Annotated in this window: 10 protein-coding genes, 2 tRNA genes and 3 rRNA genes; 12 read left to right on the forward strand and 3 right to left on the reverse strand. The window is 48.7% G+C overall.

Going from position 1 to position 15,847, the window contains the following annotated elements:
* Positions 1–5: 5 nt before the first annotated feature.
* From pilQ to BD_RS03985, 4 genes are all read left to right on the forward strand, one after another.
* Positions 6–2,186 carry a type IV pilus secretin PilQ gene (gene pilQ, locus BD_RS03970; RefSeq protein WP_011163414.1) on the forward strand — a complete coding sequence of 727 codons (2,181 nt, stop codon included), beginning with the start codon at positions 6–8 and terminating at the stop codon, positions 2,184–2,186.
* Positions 2,187–2,198: 12 nt separating this feature from the next.
* Positions 2,199–2,804 carry a hypothetical protein gene (locus BD_RS03975; protein WP_011163415.1) on the forward strand — a complete coding sequence of 202 codons (606 nt, stop codon included), beginning with the start codon at positions 2,199–2,201 and terminating at the stop codon, positions 2,802–2,804.
* 105 nt (positions 2,805–2,909) lie between these two features.
* The gene (locus tag BD_RS03980) at positions 2,910–3,149 is read left to right on the forward strand and encodes a hypothetical protein (protein WP_041583463.1); all 240 of its coding nucleotides are present in this window, start codon (positions 2,910–2,912) and stop codon (positions 3,147–3,149) included.
* A 35-nt stretch (positions 3,150–3,184) separates the two neighbouring features.
* Positions 3,185–4,498, forward strand: a complete 1,314-nt coding sequence (locus BD_RS03985) for a replication-associated recombination protein A (protein WP_041583693.1) — start codon at positions 3,185–3,187, stop codon at positions 4,496–4,498.
* Positions 4,499–4,626: 128 nt separating this feature from the next.
* Here the strand turns inward: BD_RS03985 and BD_RS03990 are convergent, their stop codons facing one another.
* A complete protein-coding gene (locus BD_RS03990) occupies positions 4,627–4,932 on the reverse strand; it encodes a cupin domain-containing protein (RefSeq protein WP_011163417.1) in 306 nt (101 codons plus the stop codon).
* A gap of 226 nt (positions 4,933–5,158) precedes the next feature.
* Here BD_RS03990 and BD_RS03995 point away from each other — a divergent pair, with 226 nt between their 5' ends.
* The 6 genes from BD_RS03995 (at position 5,159) to rrf (ending at position 11,334) form a co-directional block, all read left to right on the forward strand.
* The gene (locus BD_RS03995) at positions 5,159–5,674 is read left to right on the forward strand and encodes a hypothetical protein (protein WP_011163418.1); all 516 of its coding nucleotides are present in this window, start codon (positions 5,159–5,161) and stop codon (positions 5,672–5,674) included.
* A gap of 155 nt (positions 5,675–5,829) precedes the next feature.
* Positions 5,830–5,905, forward strand: a tRNA-Ala gene (locus BD_RS04000).
* Between the two features lie 270 nt (positions 5,906–6,175).
* Positions 6,176–7,689: ribosomal RNA gene (locus tag BD_RS04005) — 16S ribosomal RNA — on the forward strand.
* A 142-nt stretch (positions 7,690–7,831) separates the two neighbouring features.
* Positions 7,832–7,908 (forward strand) — tRNA-Ile (locus BD_RS04010).
* 113 nt (positions 7,909–8,021) lie between these two features.
* Positions 8,022–10,962, forward strand: a 23S ribosomal RNA gene (locus tag BD_RS04015).
* Between the two features lie 255 nt (positions 10,963–11,217).
* Positions 11,218–11,334, forward strand: a 5S ribosomal RNA gene (gene rrf, locus BD_RS04020).
* The 16S, 23S and 5S rRNA genes sit together here with 2 tRNA genes alongside, the layout of an rRNA operon.
* A gap of 139 nt (positions 11,335–11,473) precedes the next feature.
* On the opposite strand, the gene BD_RS04025 is transcribed toward rrf, so the two are convergent.
* The gene (locus tag BD_RS04025) at positions 11,474–12,487 is read right to left on the reverse strand and encodes an alpha/beta fold hydrolase (RefSeq protein WP_011163419.1); all 1,014 of its coding nucleotides are present in this window, start codon (positions 12,485–12,487) and stop codon (positions 11,474–11,476) included.
* Positions 12,488–12,654: 167 nt separating this feature from the next.
* Positions 12,655–13,209 carry a hypothetical protein gene (locus BD_RS04030; RefSeq protein ID WP_175575988.1) on the reverse strand — a complete coding sequence of 185 codons (555 nt, stop codon included), beginning with the start codon at positions 13,207–13,209 and terminating at the stop codon, positions 12,655–12,657.
* Positions 13,210–13,529: 320 nt separating this feature from the next.
* Here BD_RS04030 and BD_RS04035 point away from each other — a divergent pair, with 320 nt between their 5' ends.
* Together BD_RS04035 and BD_RS04040 are read left to right on the forward strand one after the other, a co-directional pair.
* Positions 13,530–14,660 carry an MIDAS family adhesin gene (locus tag BD_RS04035; protein WP_226987917.1) on the forward strand — a complete coding sequence of 377 codons (1,131 nt, stop codon included), beginning with the start codon at positions 13,530–13,532 and terminating at the stop codon, positions 14,658–14,660.
* A 266-nt stretch (positions 14,661–14,926) separates the two neighbouring features.
* Positions 14,927–15,610: a FliG C-terminal domain-containing protein gene (locus BD_RS04040; protein ID WP_157865647.1), complete on the forward strand. Its 684-nt coding sequence runs from the start codon at positions 14,927–14,929 to the stop codon at positions 15,608–15,610.
* The last annotated feature ends 237 nt before the right edge of the window (positions 15,611–15,847 follow it).

The raw sequence follows: 15,847 nt of genomic DNA on the forward strand, positions 1-15,847 counted from the left end.
AACTAATGAACGGATTCATTAGATTAGTAATCCTGAGCGCAATGATTGCCTCTCTGACTTCCTGTGCAAGCCGTCCGGTTGAAGACGATCTGTCTTTGGATGGCATGGATTCCTCTGCGGATGTGACATCTGCAGACGAAAGCGCTCCAGCGGCTGACTCAGCCTCTGATGATTTCGCAGAATTCGATGAAATCGACAATCAACAACCCGCGCAAGCTGAATCTCAAGCAGCTCCTGCCGATGACCAGGACCTGGCCATCGAAGAGGAAGTGAACGAGGCCGGCGGACAGGAACAAGTGGCCGATGCGCCGGCTCCTGCTCCGGAAGAAACCAGCCCGACGGAAGATCCGTTTGCAGACAGTTCTGTAGCGGATGTTCCTGCTCAAACTCCAGAGCCGACGGTGACCGAAACCACGCCAGATCCATTTGCGGATCAGCCGCCGGTTTCCGAGCCGGCACCGGCTCCGGTGACTGAAACGATTGCCGCTGTTCCATCCGGAGCTCCGGCAAATATTACGGACCTTAAATTCCGCGCCAATGAAACGGGTGGGACTGTGATCGTGCAGGGGGATCGTCCTTTGACGTACACCACCCGCACAAATCCTGATCTGCGCCAGTTCATCATTGAAGTGGACAACGCCAACTTGCCAGACCGTTTGAAACGCTCTTTGAACACCAAAGACATCAAAGGCAGCGTGGGTGCTATTGATGCTTATCAAAATCCGGGTTCTGCAACAGCGCGCTTTGTGATCCAGATGCGCGAAGGTTTGGGCGAGCCGATGGTTCAGCAAGAAGGCAACAGCCTTCTGATCGTGGCCAGCGGATCTGCTCCGGCAGAGGCGATGGAAGTGACAGATGTCAGCACGGCGATGGAAGACAACAACATCCTGCCAAGCCAGAATCTGACAGAGTTCCTTGCCGGCAACACCAAATTCTACGGTAAAAAGATCTCTATCGAGACCAGCAACATGGACATCCGTGACGCTTTGAACTTCATCACGGAAGAGTCCGGCGTGAACATGGTGATCTCTGAAGACGTTAAAGGTGCAGTCAGTCTGAAGCTGCGTCAGGTTCCTTGGGACCAGGCGCTGGTTGTGATCATGAAAGCGAAAAAGCTGGGCTACACCCGTCAGGGCAACGTATTGCGTATCGCTCCACTTCAGGATCTGAAAGCGGAAGAAGATGATGCAACGAAACTGGCACAGGCCAGAAAGAATCTGGAACCTTTGAAGGTTCGCATGTTCCCAGTCAGCTACGCGAAAGTCGACGAGCTTGAAAAGAAGATCAAAGACTTCCTGGGCGACCGTGGCCGTGTGGTCGGTGACGTTCGTACAAATGCTTTGGTGGTGACTGATATCGAAGAAAACCTGGAAAGAGCAGCTCGTCTGATCGCCAGCCTAGATACACAGCCTGCGCAAGTGTCCATCGAGGGTAAAATCGTCGAGGCGAAAGAAAGCTTCACCCGCAATATCGGTGTAAACTGGAGTGCGACGGGTGCGCCAATCAAGCTGGGTTCCACGGCTCGTGGTCCGGTGAACATGAATCCGTCCTTCAACGTGAATCAGAGCGCGGCGGGTTCTTCCGGTGCTTTGAACTTCAACCTGAATGTGGGGACTTTGGATATCTTTGGTACTTTGTCAGCGGCCCTAGCCCTGAACGAAAGCGAAGAGCAGGTTAAGATCATCTCCGCTCCGCGTATCATGACTCTGTCCAATGAAAAAGCTGACATCAATCAGACGACGGAAGTTCCGGTTCGTCAGGTGACTCAGAACGGGACAGCCACTCAGGAAACGTTCCAGTTCAAGCCATTGACACTGAAACTTGAGGTGACTCCGCAGGTAACGGCGGATGGATCTGTTATCATGAAAGTACTGGTTAACAGACAATTCCGTGGTGCTGACGTGTCCAGTGCCGGTCAGGGCGCCTTTGCGGTGAACAGCCGTGAAGCCAACACCCGTGTTCTGGTGAAAAACGGTCAGACTGCGGTTATTGGTGGTATCTATCAAAGTGATGCCACAGACGGTGAAGTGGGTGTTCCTTGGTTCCGCGAATTGCCATTCGTAAGTTATCTGTTTAAGACCAAGAACATCTCCAAGGAAAAGTCTGAGTTGTTGATCTTCCTGACCCCAAGAATTATGGGTCAGATCGACAACAACGCAGGCAATCCGACAACCACTGACTTCTAACGAGGAGGACCCATGCGACACTGGAAAGTTTTAATGTTGGCATTGGTGGCAGTGGCCCTGCCCAATTGTGCGCAGGAGGCCGGTCAGCTTTCAACATCAGGGTCGCCTTCTCGGACGTATGTGATTAATGCTTCAGCAAAGAGCTGCATTACCAAACGCACAGAAGACTCCAGTAATCCATCGCCGAACGACGTCGGGGCTGCTTTCTTCCAAGTTCAGTATCTGAATGTCTCCTGGCCGAACACTCAAAAAACCCTGATTGTGGCTTCCATACGGTTGAAGTTCCAGGGCGGGCAGTTTTCCGGGGGCAATTACGTCTGCGAGTTTGCAGGGGATAATTTACTGGCTTTGAATGATACCTGGTGGTCTAAAGGTGAAGCCGCAGTCGGTGGCCCAGAGATAGCAAGTTATAAGGCCCCAACCGACGCTGCCCAAAGATACACCCCAGCCCAAACTGTTCCTATAACTTGTCCTATTGTTTGCGGAGGTTTGAGTGCTTCCACTGCATTCCAGGCTTCTGGGGTCATTGATATTATCGGATTCTCCCGTGACACCAATGGCGAGCTGACTCCGGAAAGAACGACCGGCTTCATCTCCATCGAAAGTCTTGGCGACTAAGTCATCTGACAAAATGGAATATGTAAAAAGGGCGGTCAAACCGCCCTTTTTTATTAAGGTTTGACCCATCTTCACAGTCCTCGCTTAACTTAAAGTGAGGTGAATATGAAAACCACTTTGCTTGTCGTATTGTCATTGGCGATAGGGATTGGAATTTCTTGGGCAGGTATGAAGCCCTTTGCCGTCAATCAATTCACCGATGGAACTACGGTGGAAACAATCCTGGTAAGGCCAGAAGCCACTGAAACAGCGATCTATCAGATCAAACAATCCGACGGGGTTGTCTGCTACGCTATTAGTGGTGCTCGTAACACAAATACACCCACGATCAGTTGCATTAAATAGTGGATTCTAGGGTTGGGATGGTTTATGACCCTCCTATGGATCTTTTCTCTGCCTCTCAAGCCTCCCATGGAACTTCACCGCTGTCAGAAATCCTGCGTCCCAAGACGCTGGATGATATCTTTGGACAGCAAAAGACCCTGGGGCCTCAGTCCAAACTAGGGCAGATGCTTCGCAAGGGTTATTTGCCCAGTCTGATTATTTGGGGTCCTCCGGGCACCGGGAAGACGACCTTCGCTCTGGCCTTGTCCCAGCATTTCAATGCGCACTATGTGCATCTGAACGCCGTGGACTCTGGCGCCAAGGCACTTCGAGAAGTGGGTGAAGCGGGCAAAGACCGTCGCCTTCAGTACCAGCAAAAGACCATTCTCTTCGTGGATGAAATTCATCGCTTTAATAAAGCCCAGCAGGACGTACTTTTGCCTTTCGTGGAAAAAGGCGATCTGGTGCTGGTGGGTGCGACCACGGAAAATCCCAGCTATGAACTGAACCGCGCCCTGCTCAGCCGCTGTCGTGTGGTGATTTTTGAGCGTCTGTCTGAAGACGATCTGAACAAGATCGTAAAACGTGCCGAAACCCACTACGCAAAACCCTTGGATAAAATCCTGACCGAGGATGCACACAAGAATCTGCTGGAATACTCCGACGGCGATGCCCGTCGTCTGATCAACAGTCTTGAGATTCTGTACACCTTCACCAAAGACGAAGTGGAAGGCCCGCTGCTGGATGTGAACGACATGCGCGAACTGCTGCAGCAGAATCCTTTGGGTTATGACAAGAACTCAGAAATGCACTATGACACCATTTCGGCGTTTATTAAGAGCATTCGTGGCAGTGATCCGGATGCAGCGATGTACTATCTGGCAAGAATGCTCGATGGCGGGGAAGACCCGGTCTTTATCGCGCGCCGTTTGATTATTCTGGCGTCTGAAGATATCGGAAACGCCGATCCACGGGCTATTTCCGTGGCTATTGCCGGCCTGCAGGCGGTGGAGGCCATTGGCCTTCCCGAAGGAGCCATCACTCTTTCTCAAGTAACAACGTATCTGGCGTCTTGCCCAAAATCCAATGCCTCTTACATGGCTTTGCATAAAGCCCGTGAATTGGTGGAAAAAACCCGCACGCTGCCGGTGCCTCTGCATTTGCGATCCGCAAAGACAGCGCTGGCGAAGGATCTGGGGTACGGCCGCGACTATAAATATCCGCATAACTATCCCACGGGCTGGGTGGAGCAATCCTATCTGCCGGAAGAAGTTGAAAAGACCGCGATCTATGAACCAACCACCAGAGGCTTTGAAAAGAACATCCGCGATTACCTCAGTTGGATGAAGCTGAAAAAGGACAAGGAATAGTTCTATATATAGAATGCGGCTTCCGTCTGGAGCTTCAGGCAAGCTTGATATGAAGACTGACAGTTAGAAATAAAAAAGCCCCCGTCTGAGAAGAAGGGGGCTTTTTAGTTTTTAATCTCGGTGAAAACTTAGATCGCTCTTTGTGCGCAAACAGTCACACAAGGCTCTCCGCCTTGAGCCACGTAAGAAAAGCGGGTGTTTCCTGGAATCTCAACGCGGTCTCCAGGGCGCAGGACAAATTGATTTCCGGATACGTTGAAAATCATTTCGCCACTGATGATAACTCGCACCTCAGCAAAGGGTTTGCGGTGATCGCCGACTTTCTTTGCGGGTTCCAGAATTTGTTCATAGGGCTCCATGCCCTCTGATTCCAGAATCATAAGAACTTGCTGTTTGCTTGGGATGATCGGAGCTTGCCAACGTGTGATGATCATAGTGTGTGCCTCTTTCAGGCCAGTTTATCTCAAATCGGAACGCCCGGTACAAGGCGCGCCGCCGACGAATCCCGGCTTGAAACAGTATCACGAAATTTTATTCAAATTGCGACAGGATAAGAGGCCGGATTCTCATCTTTTTTTGTTTTCTTGTTAAGTCCTTCAAGGGATTGTCGATATCTCTAATGTAAGTTAGAGACGCCCTATAATATTAGGGGAGGGTAATTTGAGCAGTTCTAAAACGAAATCGACGCACGCTGAGCTAGATCACATCTTGAATTTTGTCGATGCCTCCAAGGGTCTTCGTGCGAAGATCAATGAGTCAGGTCGAGTGCAAATTCGTCAGGATCTAGACGGGAAATTATTCTCCTTCAACACTCAGGAAGTGAATGAAGTCCTTCACCGCGCAGACTCTGAAGGCAAACCCTTCATTCAGGTGAACTTCAAGAATGGCACAAAGGTGCTGTTGACTGAGACGCTGGTAGGATTCAAACCGCTGGAAACCCTGGGTTTGGATATGTCCCGCATCCCTAAAGTGGTGACGACACCAGATCTATTGAGTGTGTATGAGGCCATCGAAGAGTCCATGGGAGCCGACAACGGCCTGGATCACGAGGTTGAAATCCTCAAAAAGGTCTATACAGCCATCGTATCCGGAGGCGAAAAGGTCGGGTTCGACCTTAGTTTTGAAAGAAAGTGGCTCAACAGACTGCTTGCGTCAAAATTCAAGGCTAGCGCCTAATCAATTGTATTTTCAAATACTTATCTAAGTTTTTTATTATAACCGAGGCCCCTGCCTCGGTTATTTATTGAGCAACTTCGGGTGAGTTATTAAATTTTCGAAAAAAAGCTATTGACCTTTTTCGGCCCTTACGAGAAAACAGCTCCACTTCGTTCGGGGGCATAGCTCAGCTGGGAGAGCATCTGATTTGCATTCAGAAGGTCGCAGGTTCGATCCCTGTTGCCTCCACCAACTTTTCTTCTTCAATAACTAAGACTTAGGTCGAAAGTTAAGAAAAAGAAAAAAGATAGTTGACGGGGACAAAATCTTTGATAAGATTGGTTCCTCGCGATTCGGAATAAAACGAAGTCACGATAAAATGTTCGCTCTTTGAAAACTGAATAGCTAGATAAAATAGATTTTTGGGCTCTTTGAATACCGAGTAATTGGTATTCACAATTTCAAAAAATATTCGAACAAACAATAGCGTAAAAGCTAGCTGTTTGCTTCTAAACAGAATTTAAACTGGAGAGTTTGATTCTGGCTCAGAACAAACGCTGGCGGCGTGCCTAATACATGCAAGTCGAACGGGGAAAGCTTTCGGGTGAGTACTAGTGGCGCACGGGTGAGGAACGCGTGGATAATCTGCCTTAGAGTGGGGGATAACTAGTCGAAAGATTAGCTAATACCGCATAAGACCACAGGAGCTGCGGCTCTAGGGGTCAAAGGTTTTTCGCTCTAAGATGAGTCCGCGTAAGATTAGCTAGTTGGTGAGGTAACGGCTCACCAAGGCGACGATCTTTAACTGGTCTGAGAGGATGATCAGTCACACTGGAACTGAGACACGGTCCAGACTCCTACGGGAGGCAGCAGTAGGGAATATTGCACAATGGAGGAAACTCTGATGCAGCGACGCCGCGTGAGTGATGAAGGCCTTCGGGTCGTAAAGCTCTGTCGCAGGGGAATAACACAATGAATGTACCCTGTAAGAAAGGATCGGCTAACTTCGTGCCAGCAGCCGCGGTAAGACGAGGGATCCTAGCGTTGTTCGGAATTATTGGGCGTAAAGCGGATGTAGGTGGCTTTGTAAGTCAGATGTGAAAGCCCAGGGCTCAACCCTGGAAGTGCATTTGATACTGCGAAGCTTGAGTGTCGGAGAGGTTACTAGAATTGTTGGTGTAGTGGTGAAATACGTAGATATCAACAGGAATACCGGAGGCGAAGGCGGGTAACTGGCCGAACACTGACACTGAGATCCGAAAGCGTGGGGATCAAACAGGATTAGATACCCTGGTAGTCCACGCCGTAAACGATGGATACTTGTTGTTGGAGGTATTGACCCCTTCAGTGACGAAGCTAACGCGTTAAGTATCCCGCCTGGGGAGTACGGTCGCAAGATTAAAACTCAAAGAAATTGACGGGGGCCCGCACAAGCGGTGGAGCATGTGGTTTAATTCGATGCAACGCGAAGAACCTTACCTAGGCTTGACATGTACTGGAAGACTGGCAGAAATGTCGTCGCCCGCAAGGGTCGGTACACAGGTGCTGCATGGCTGTCGTCAGCTCGTGTCGTGAGATGTTGGGTTAAGTCCCGCAACGAGCGCAACCCCTGCATTTAGTTGCCAGCATTCAGTTGGGCACTCTAGATGGACTGCCGGTGTTAAACCGGAGGAAGGTGGGGATGACGTCAAGTCCTCATGGCCCTTATGCCTAGGGCTACACACGTGCTACAATGGTAGTCACAGAGCGAAGCTAAGCCGCGAGGTAGAGCAAATCGCTTAAAAGCTATCTAAGTTCAGATTGATCTCTGCAACTCGAGATCATGAAGTTGGAATCGCTAGTAATCGCGGATCAGAATGCCGCGGTGAATACGTTCCCGGGCCTTGTACACACCGCCCGTCACACCATGAAAGTTGGCTGTACCAGAAGTCGCTGCGCTAACCGCAAGGAGGCAGGCGCCCAAGGTATGGTCGATGATTGGGGTGAAGTCGTAACAAGGTAGCCGTAGGGGAACCTGCGGCTGGATCACCTCCTTTCTAAGGATTATCCGGTCAATCTTCATCAAGACTTGTTCTTGATAAGTTAAAATGACCCAATCTTAGGTCAACTTACTCTTCCCGAGTAAGTGAGTCCCAAAAATCTATCTAGCTGTTTAGTTTTGAGAGAGTGAAGCCTAATGGGCCTGTAGCTCAGTTGGTTAGAGCACACGCTTGATAAGCGTGGGGTCGGAAGTTCGAGTCTTCCCAGGCCCACCAAGTTCTACTGTACTGGAATGCGGTGTAAGTTAGCGTTTTACTTTGAACGATTTTCGTTCTTTGACAATTGAATAGATTGATTTAGTTGATTTTTAGCGAGGTTAGTTCCATTTTTTTAAGCTACAAAGGGCTTACGGTGGATGCCTTTGGCACTAAGAAGCGATGAAGGACGTGGTAAGCTGCGATAAGCTTCGGGGAGTGGCACACACACTTTGATCCGGAGATTTCCGAATGGGGAAACCCACCATTTATGGTATCACTCAATGAATACATAGTTGTTTGAAGCGAACGAGGGGAAGTGAAACATCTCAGTACCCTCAGGAAGAGAAATCAATTCCGAGATTCCCCCAGTAGTGGCGAGCGAACGGGGAACAGCCTAAACCTTATTCATTAATTTGAATGAGGGGTCGTGGGACCGCAATGTGGGACCGGAGAAGTTAGAGTAACAGTCTGGAAAGTCTGGCAAGATAGGGTGATAGCCCCGTACTCGAAAACTTCGAAGGCCCTAGCGGCATCCCGAGTACCACGAAACACGTGAAATTTCGTGGGAATCTGTGAGGACCACCTCATAAGGCTAAATATTCCTTAGTGACCGATAGTGAACAAGTACCGTGAGGGAAAGGTGAAAAGAACCCCGAGAGGGGAGTGAAATAGAACCTGAAACCGTAAGTCTACAAGCAGTTAGAGACCCTTAAGTGGTCGATAGCGTACCTTTTGCATAATGAGTCAGCGAGTTATGTTTGCATGCGAGGTTAAGCCGTTGCAGGTGGAGCCGTAGCGAAAGCGAGTCTGAATAGGGCGATTTAGTATGCAGGCATAGACCCGAAACCCGGTGATCTAATCATGGACAGGTTGAAGCGAGGGTAACACCTCGTGGAGGACCGAACAAGTTGAGGTTGAAAACTCTTTTGATGATCTGTGATTAGGGGTGAAAGGCCAATCAAACTGGGTGATAGCTGGTTCTCCCCGAAATATATTTAGGTATAGCGTCAGGTAAAAAATATCATGGAGGTAGAGCACTGAATGGGCTAGGGGTCTTTACCGGATTACCAAACCCAAATAAACTCCGAATGCCATTGATATGTTCCCTGGCAGGCAGACTCAGGGTGATAAGGTCATGAGTCGAGAGGGAAAGAGCCCAGACCAACAGCTAAGGTCCCTAAATGCACGCTCAGTGGAGAACGTTGTGGAGTTACTTTGACAACTAGGAGGTTGGCTTAGAAGCAGCAATCCTTTAAAGAAAGCGTAATAGCTCACTAGTCTAGTGACTCTGCGCGGAAGATACAACGGGGCTAAGCGTGTTACCGAAGCTTTGGATTAAGATATTTTATATTTTAGTGGTAGGGGAGCGTTCTAGTGTAGGATGAAGGTTGACCGGTAGGACAGCTGGACGAACTAGAAGTGATCATGCTGACATAAGTAGCGTTGAACTCGGGTGAAAAACCCGGGCGCCGAAAACTCAAGGATTCCTGGGTAAAGATAATCTTCCCAGGGTTAGTCGAGCCCTAAGACGAGGCCAAGTGGCGTAGTCGATGGCAAAACGGTTAATATTCCGTTACCTAGCAAAATGTGTTTAAGGAATGACGGTGTAGGATATCACAGCCTCTTATTGGATTGAGGTGTAAGCATGTAGGAGGATCAGTAGGCAAATCCGCTGGTCGTAACTCTGAGGTGTGAATGCGAGGGACTTGTCCCGGAAGTGTGAAAAGCCATGCATCCAAGAAAAGTTTCGTAAATTTAGTTTTGTTAGCTCGTACCGTAAACCGACTCAGGTGAGTGGGGTGAATATCCTAAGGCGATGGGGTGAATTTTGGTCAAGGAACTCGGCAACTTAACACCGTAACTTCGGGAAAAGGTGTGCCCGCGAGAGTGTAAGGATTTACTCCCCAAGCTTTTTCGGGTCGCAGAGAAATGGGAGTAGCGACTGTTTATCAAAAACACAGGTATGTGCAAAGTCTCAAGACGAAGTATACATACTGACGCCTGCCCGGTGCTGGAAGGTTAAGAGGATTAGTTAGCGTAAGCGAAGCTGAGAATCGAAGCCCCAGTAAACGGCGGCCGTAACTATAACGGTCCTAAGGTAGCGAAATTCCTTGTCGGGTAAGTTCCGACCTGCACGAATGGCGTAACGACTTCTCCGGTGTCTCGACCAAATGCCTCGCGAAATTGAATTCTCGGTGAAAATGCCGAGTACCCGCAGAAAGACGGAAAGACCCCGTGAACCTTTACTGTAGCTTGGCAGTGATTTTAGAGTTGGCATGTGTAGGATAGGTGGGAGACTTTGAAGCAGTGGCGCTAGCCATTGTGGAGTCAACCTTGAAATACCACCCTTGGCACCTTTGAAATCTAACCTGCTGCTCTTTACGAGCAGAGGGACACTGTCTGGTGGGCAGTTTGACTGGGGCGGTCGCCTCCCAAAAAGTAACGGAGGCGCGCGATGGTCCCCTCAGCCTGATTGGAAACCAGGCGTCGAGTGCATTGGCATAAGGGGGCTTGACTGCGAGACCTACAAGTCGAGCAGGTGCGAAAGCAGGCCAAAGTGATCCGGTGGTCCCGCGTGGAAGGGCCATCGCTCAACGGATAAAAGGTACTCCGGGGATAACAGGCTTATTCCATCCAAGAGTCCATATCGACGATGGAGTTTGGCACCTCGATGTCGGCTCATCACATCCTGGGGCTGGAGCAGGTCCCAAGGGTTTAGCTGTTCGCTAATTAAAGTGGTACGCGAGCTGGGTTCAGAACGTCGTGAGACAGTTTGGTCCTTATCTTCTGTGGGCGTATGAGATTTGAGTAGACCTGTCCTTAGTACGAGAGGACCGGGATGGACGAACCTCTGGTGTTCCTGTTGTTCTGCCAAGAGCAATGCAGGGTAGCTATGTTCGGAATTGATAACCGCTGAAAGCATCTAAGCGGGAAGCAAACTACAAGATTAGATCTCACTGGGGCTTCGGCCCCCTAAAGACCCCTTGGAGACTACGAGGTTGATAGGCTGAAGGTGTAAGTACAGCAATGTATTGAGCTGATCAGTACTAATAGGTCGTGAGGCTTTTTTAAAAAACATTCTTCTTAGATTTATCTAACGAAGATTTCGTCTCAGAGACTTCCTTAATTGGAACGAGAGACTAGCTCTCTGAATAAGTAAGAGAGTGAAATGTGGAACTAACAGCGACTCGCTAAAAATCAATTAAATCAATCATTCAGTTGTAATGATAAAAAAAGAAAGTAACTTCTCCATTTGTATTGGAAGTAAGTTGCAAAGAACGAAAAGGTTAGTGTAAGAAGCTAACCACTTTGATTAATAAACGCTTTGCTGGTGTTTATAGCAGAGGGGCCACACCTGATCCCATTCCGAACTCAGAAGTTAAGTCCTCTTGCGGCGATGGTATTGCATTGGTGACAATGTGGGAGAGTAGCACGACGCCAGCTCTATTTTACTTGAACCCGGGTTACGAAAGTAATCCGGGTTTTTTTGTATCCAAAATCTGGTAGTAGATAAAAGAAAAGCCCGGCAAGAACCGGGCTTTTTTCGTTTGTGGAGATGTCTTTTTAAAGTTTCTTAAAGCTATTAAAGGTGCTTTTTCATCGCGGACCAGAATGCATTGTAGTCTTCGATGAAAGGCATATGTCCCAGGCCTTTAAGCTCTTCCAATTTTGATTTTGGAATCAGGCGGGCGGCTTGTCTTCCTAGCACTGGATAGTTGCCCATCTTCTTTTTGTTCTCTTCCGGGGCCCAGGCTTTACCGATGGCTGTTCGGTCTCTTTGTCCGATGATCAGGACAGTCGGTGCTTTGATGTTTTTGAATTCATATATCACAGGCTGAGTGAACACCATATCGGATGTCAGAGCGGCATTCCAGGCAATCACTGGATAGTCAGGGCCCAGGATCCAGCCGGTTGGAATCTCCAGCCACTTGTCGTATTCCGGTTTCCATTTGCCATCATAGTAACTGTCCAATTGGTACTGTTTGATCTTTTCTGCAGAGCTTGCCAGTTCTCCGCGGAAACCATCTTCGACCGGACGGTAGGAAGTCATGGTTTTCCAGTCTTCAAGACCGATCGGATTCACCAGGAAAAGTTGAGTGATTGAATCCGGGAACATCAGACTCATGCGGCTGGCGACCATCCCGCCCATTGAATGCCCCAACAGCTTGTATTTTTCTACATTCAAAGACTTCAAAAGATTCTGGGTGTTTTGCCCTAAGGCGTGGAAGCTATATTGGTAGTAGGCGGGCTTCGTCGATTTGCCGAAACCAATCTGATCCGGAACAATCACTCGGAAGCCTTCGGCCGTCAGGGAATTAATCAGGGTTTCGAAGTAAGCGCCGGGAAAGTTCTTTCCGTGCAGCAGAACGATGGTGCCCTTGTTACTTTCCTTGGTGGGCGCGACATCCATGTACGCCATCTTTAGGTCCTGGCCTTGGGATTTAAAATTATAGTAGTGCACAGGGAATGGATATTGATAGGTCGACAATACTGAATCGAAGCCTTTGGCTGAATTGATTTCGCTTGCTGGCTTTGTGCTGGTGCTTGCACAGGCGGTGGTCATTAGCAGGGTCGAGAGGATCAGGGCGTTTTTCATGGTGATCTCCTTTGCTGTGGGTCTCGAAGTTGCGACGACAAGCTGGGAGTTGCTTTTTTATTCGAGGCCGAAGTTAAAAAAATTAGATCAGTGGTTCTAATACTGCCTGAGTTCTTTAGACGGTCAGGCAGTAATTCGGTTCATTTGTCGGAAAACTATTTTGATACTTATTTTGTGCCTTCAGCTGGGGCATTTGGCGCTGGTGGAGCAGTCGGTTTTGCGGAAGCATCCGCTTTCGCGGGCTCTTCAGTTTGCGGTGGTGTCACACGATTCAGATCATTCATCGTGTAGGTACGGCCGATTTCGAAGATTTTGTTTTTGGATTTAATATCGAACAAACTTGCTTGAATGATGATGCCTGGGTTTTCGTCGTCGGGCAGATCCACGATCTCCAGCTCCAGATAGTTGGCGCCTTCTTTGACTCTTTGGATGTTCGGGCGTTCTTTACCCAGGATTGTTTTTGCCAATACCGAGTTCATGCGCAGCTCAACTGTTGCGATGTTGGACCATTCTTCAGGCAGTTCGCCGTTCGCCGCCAGGTTCTGGAAATCATCATTGATCATTTTGGACAGCTGTTGAGCCGGAGTTAGCTGAACACAGGTGTCGGCTTGTTTGTCGTTGGGCTTCTTTGTGGTGCTTAGTCCCAGGTCGTCCTTCAGGACAATGTAACCAATCGTAAAAGCGGCCAGGATGATGAAGGTGCCCAGTAGTTTTGTGATCATGCAGATGCTCCCAATGATGTGCAGCTTTGGCCCGGCAAGAGCCAGCCCCTTTATTATTGGAAAGAATGACCCTAGCCTCAAAGGCTTTCGCCCCCGGGACCAAAATCGCTCCTTCGGCCTAGGTGACCGGAAGTTTATAAACCTCTGAAATTGCAGACAAAAAAGTGTCTTTCGGGGGCTCCTGTCCAAGAGATCGACAGGGGCGAGGGTGCCAGAGGGGCAGAATGAAACAGTGAAAGCTCTGTAAAATCATATATTTGTAAAAAACACCCGGCATTGGCACTGACCTTGGATGTATGGAGGTTGAGAGAGGTGTGTCTATGAAAACACTTACCAGAATGGCTGCCATTTCCTTCTTTGTAGGGCTTTACGTGGGATGTTCCCCGGTGAAGTTCTCTTTGGACGACAGCAAATGTAAAGACTCAGGCTGTGTGGTCGAGAATGGCAAATACGCATTCAATTATTCCCAGACTGCGGGCCGCGGTAAGGTCGACATCCTTATAGTAAATGACAACTCTGCATCCATGTCATTTGAACAGGCAAGGCTGGCACCTCGATTCCAAAACTTTATTGCGGATCTGGACAATCAGAAAATCGACTATCGTATCGCAATGACCACGACCGATGTGGCAAGATCCGATGCCGGCAGTTTGGTTTCTTTCGGTGGCAATCCTTATATTACCCCGAGCCACAGCAACCGCATGAGTTTGTTCAACAGCACCATTCAAAGACCTGAAACCCTGGCTTGTGAGAAGTTTATTGCCAACTGGATCCGCAACAACGGCGGCAACCTGGCTTCTATCGAGTCCTCAGCTTACTCCCAGGCTTATGCTCAGAACTGTCCATCAGGCGATGAGCGTGGTGTTTACGCCGCAAATCTGGTTGTTAAGAACAATCCTTCCAGCTTTATCCGTAGTGATGCTCACCTGGCGGTGATCTTCCTGGCGGACGAAGATGAAAGATCTGGTCTTTATGGCAACGGTGGTTATGTTCTGGATCAGATGGATCAGCCAAATTACCTGATCAATAACGTAAAAAGCAGCTTGGGTGCCGACAAGTTCAACTCCTTAAGTGTGCACGCGATCGTGGTGAAGGATAACAACTGTCTTGCTCAGCAAAACAGCCAGACTCTGGATAACTATTCTCCAACCAACGGTCTGGTGACGGGCAGTATCGGGAATGTGTATCTGTCCTTCACAAACAACGGTTGGGGTATGGCTGCAGACATCTGTTCCAACGACTATACCTCCCAGTTGGGTCAGATCCGCTCCAAGATCACAGATCGTATCAAAGACATCATGTTGAACTGTTCCAATCCTCAGGATCTGATTGTGACTGTGTCCGGTTCGCCGGTGGGTTACAATCTGGTGGGTAAAACTTTGAAGTTCAATCAGTACTTGTCCCCAGGCACAAGCGTAAGCCTTTCGTACAAGTGTGAATCTTTAGACTAACAATTTATTTTAGAGCGTTCTGGTAAAGGCAAAGCTTTAAGGCTTTGCCTTTTTTATTTTGGGCAGGTGCCGTGACGAGCTTGGCGGCAGGAACCCTCTCAATTACAAAGGATTCCTTCTCAAAGCGGGACGGGAAGTTTCATTTTTTGACTAACTTTTTGTCACTACGAATGGGTGATGTTCCATCGTGGAATAAAACTTTTTTGATATTAAAAATAGCCTCCAGATGTCCTTTAGTCCTGCATTACACATCCGATAATTTACCCATGGGCATGTTAGACAGATACAAAAAAAAGGGCGGCTTCTTTCAACTTCTACAGCTGTTGGAGACATCACCAGCAGCAAAGCGTGAACAGTTCCTGGGCCTGATCGGCGGTGAAAGCCCGGCTTGGGAAGAGGCACTTCGTAAACGCATTCTGACCATCACACGGGTGTACAGCTGGGACGGGCAGTATCTGGTGGAGATCTTCTCTCGCGTGCAGCCGTTGACGCTGGCCAATGCCCTGCATGGCAATCCGCAAGAACAGGTGGATCAGCTGCTGGCTTGCTTGCCGCCGATTTCAAAACGTAAAATCACAGACATGATGGCTGAGTCCGCGCCGACAGCGGCAGAGAAATCAACCTGTATTTCAAAAATGCTTTCGGAGGTTCGGGGGTTTGTTTCCCAGGGTATCATCCGTCTGGAAAAAGTGGATCCTGAGCTGCACATCCCAGAGAACATCGAAGAGATGCTCAGCGTGAATGCCTTTGCAACACCGACGTTCGACGCTGAGCCCGCGGCTAAAAAAGACTCCAAGCCCAATATCGTGGGTGATTCTGATCCGGCGTCTCAGCAGGAAAATGAGTTCTTGAAGCGCAAGGTGAATCAGCTGGCTTCCGAAGTGAATGCACTGAAGCATGAGAACTCGGTTCTTAAGGACAAGTTGTCGCAGATTAAAAAGATCGCTTAGCCGAAATCAGAAGATCAAATTCTGACTTCTAAAACAAAGAGCTTTTTGGAACCCCATCATTTTAGGTGGGGTTTTTCTTTTTTGGATTAGACAAAGAGGTTCTATCTCTTTCAAACTTCGTTCGTTCGTTCGTTCGTTCGTTCTATCTATCTATCTATCTATCTATCTATCTATCTATCCCGGTCCATCCGATGCATTTCAAATTGAAACAGTCATCGGGTGCTTTCTGATTTTCAA

The organism is Bdellovibrio bacteriovorus HD100 (assembly GCF_000196175.1).
GTDB lineage: Bacteria > Bdellovibrionota > Bdellovibrionia > Bdellovibrionales > Bdellovibrionaceae > Bdellovibrio > Bdellovibrio bacteriovorus.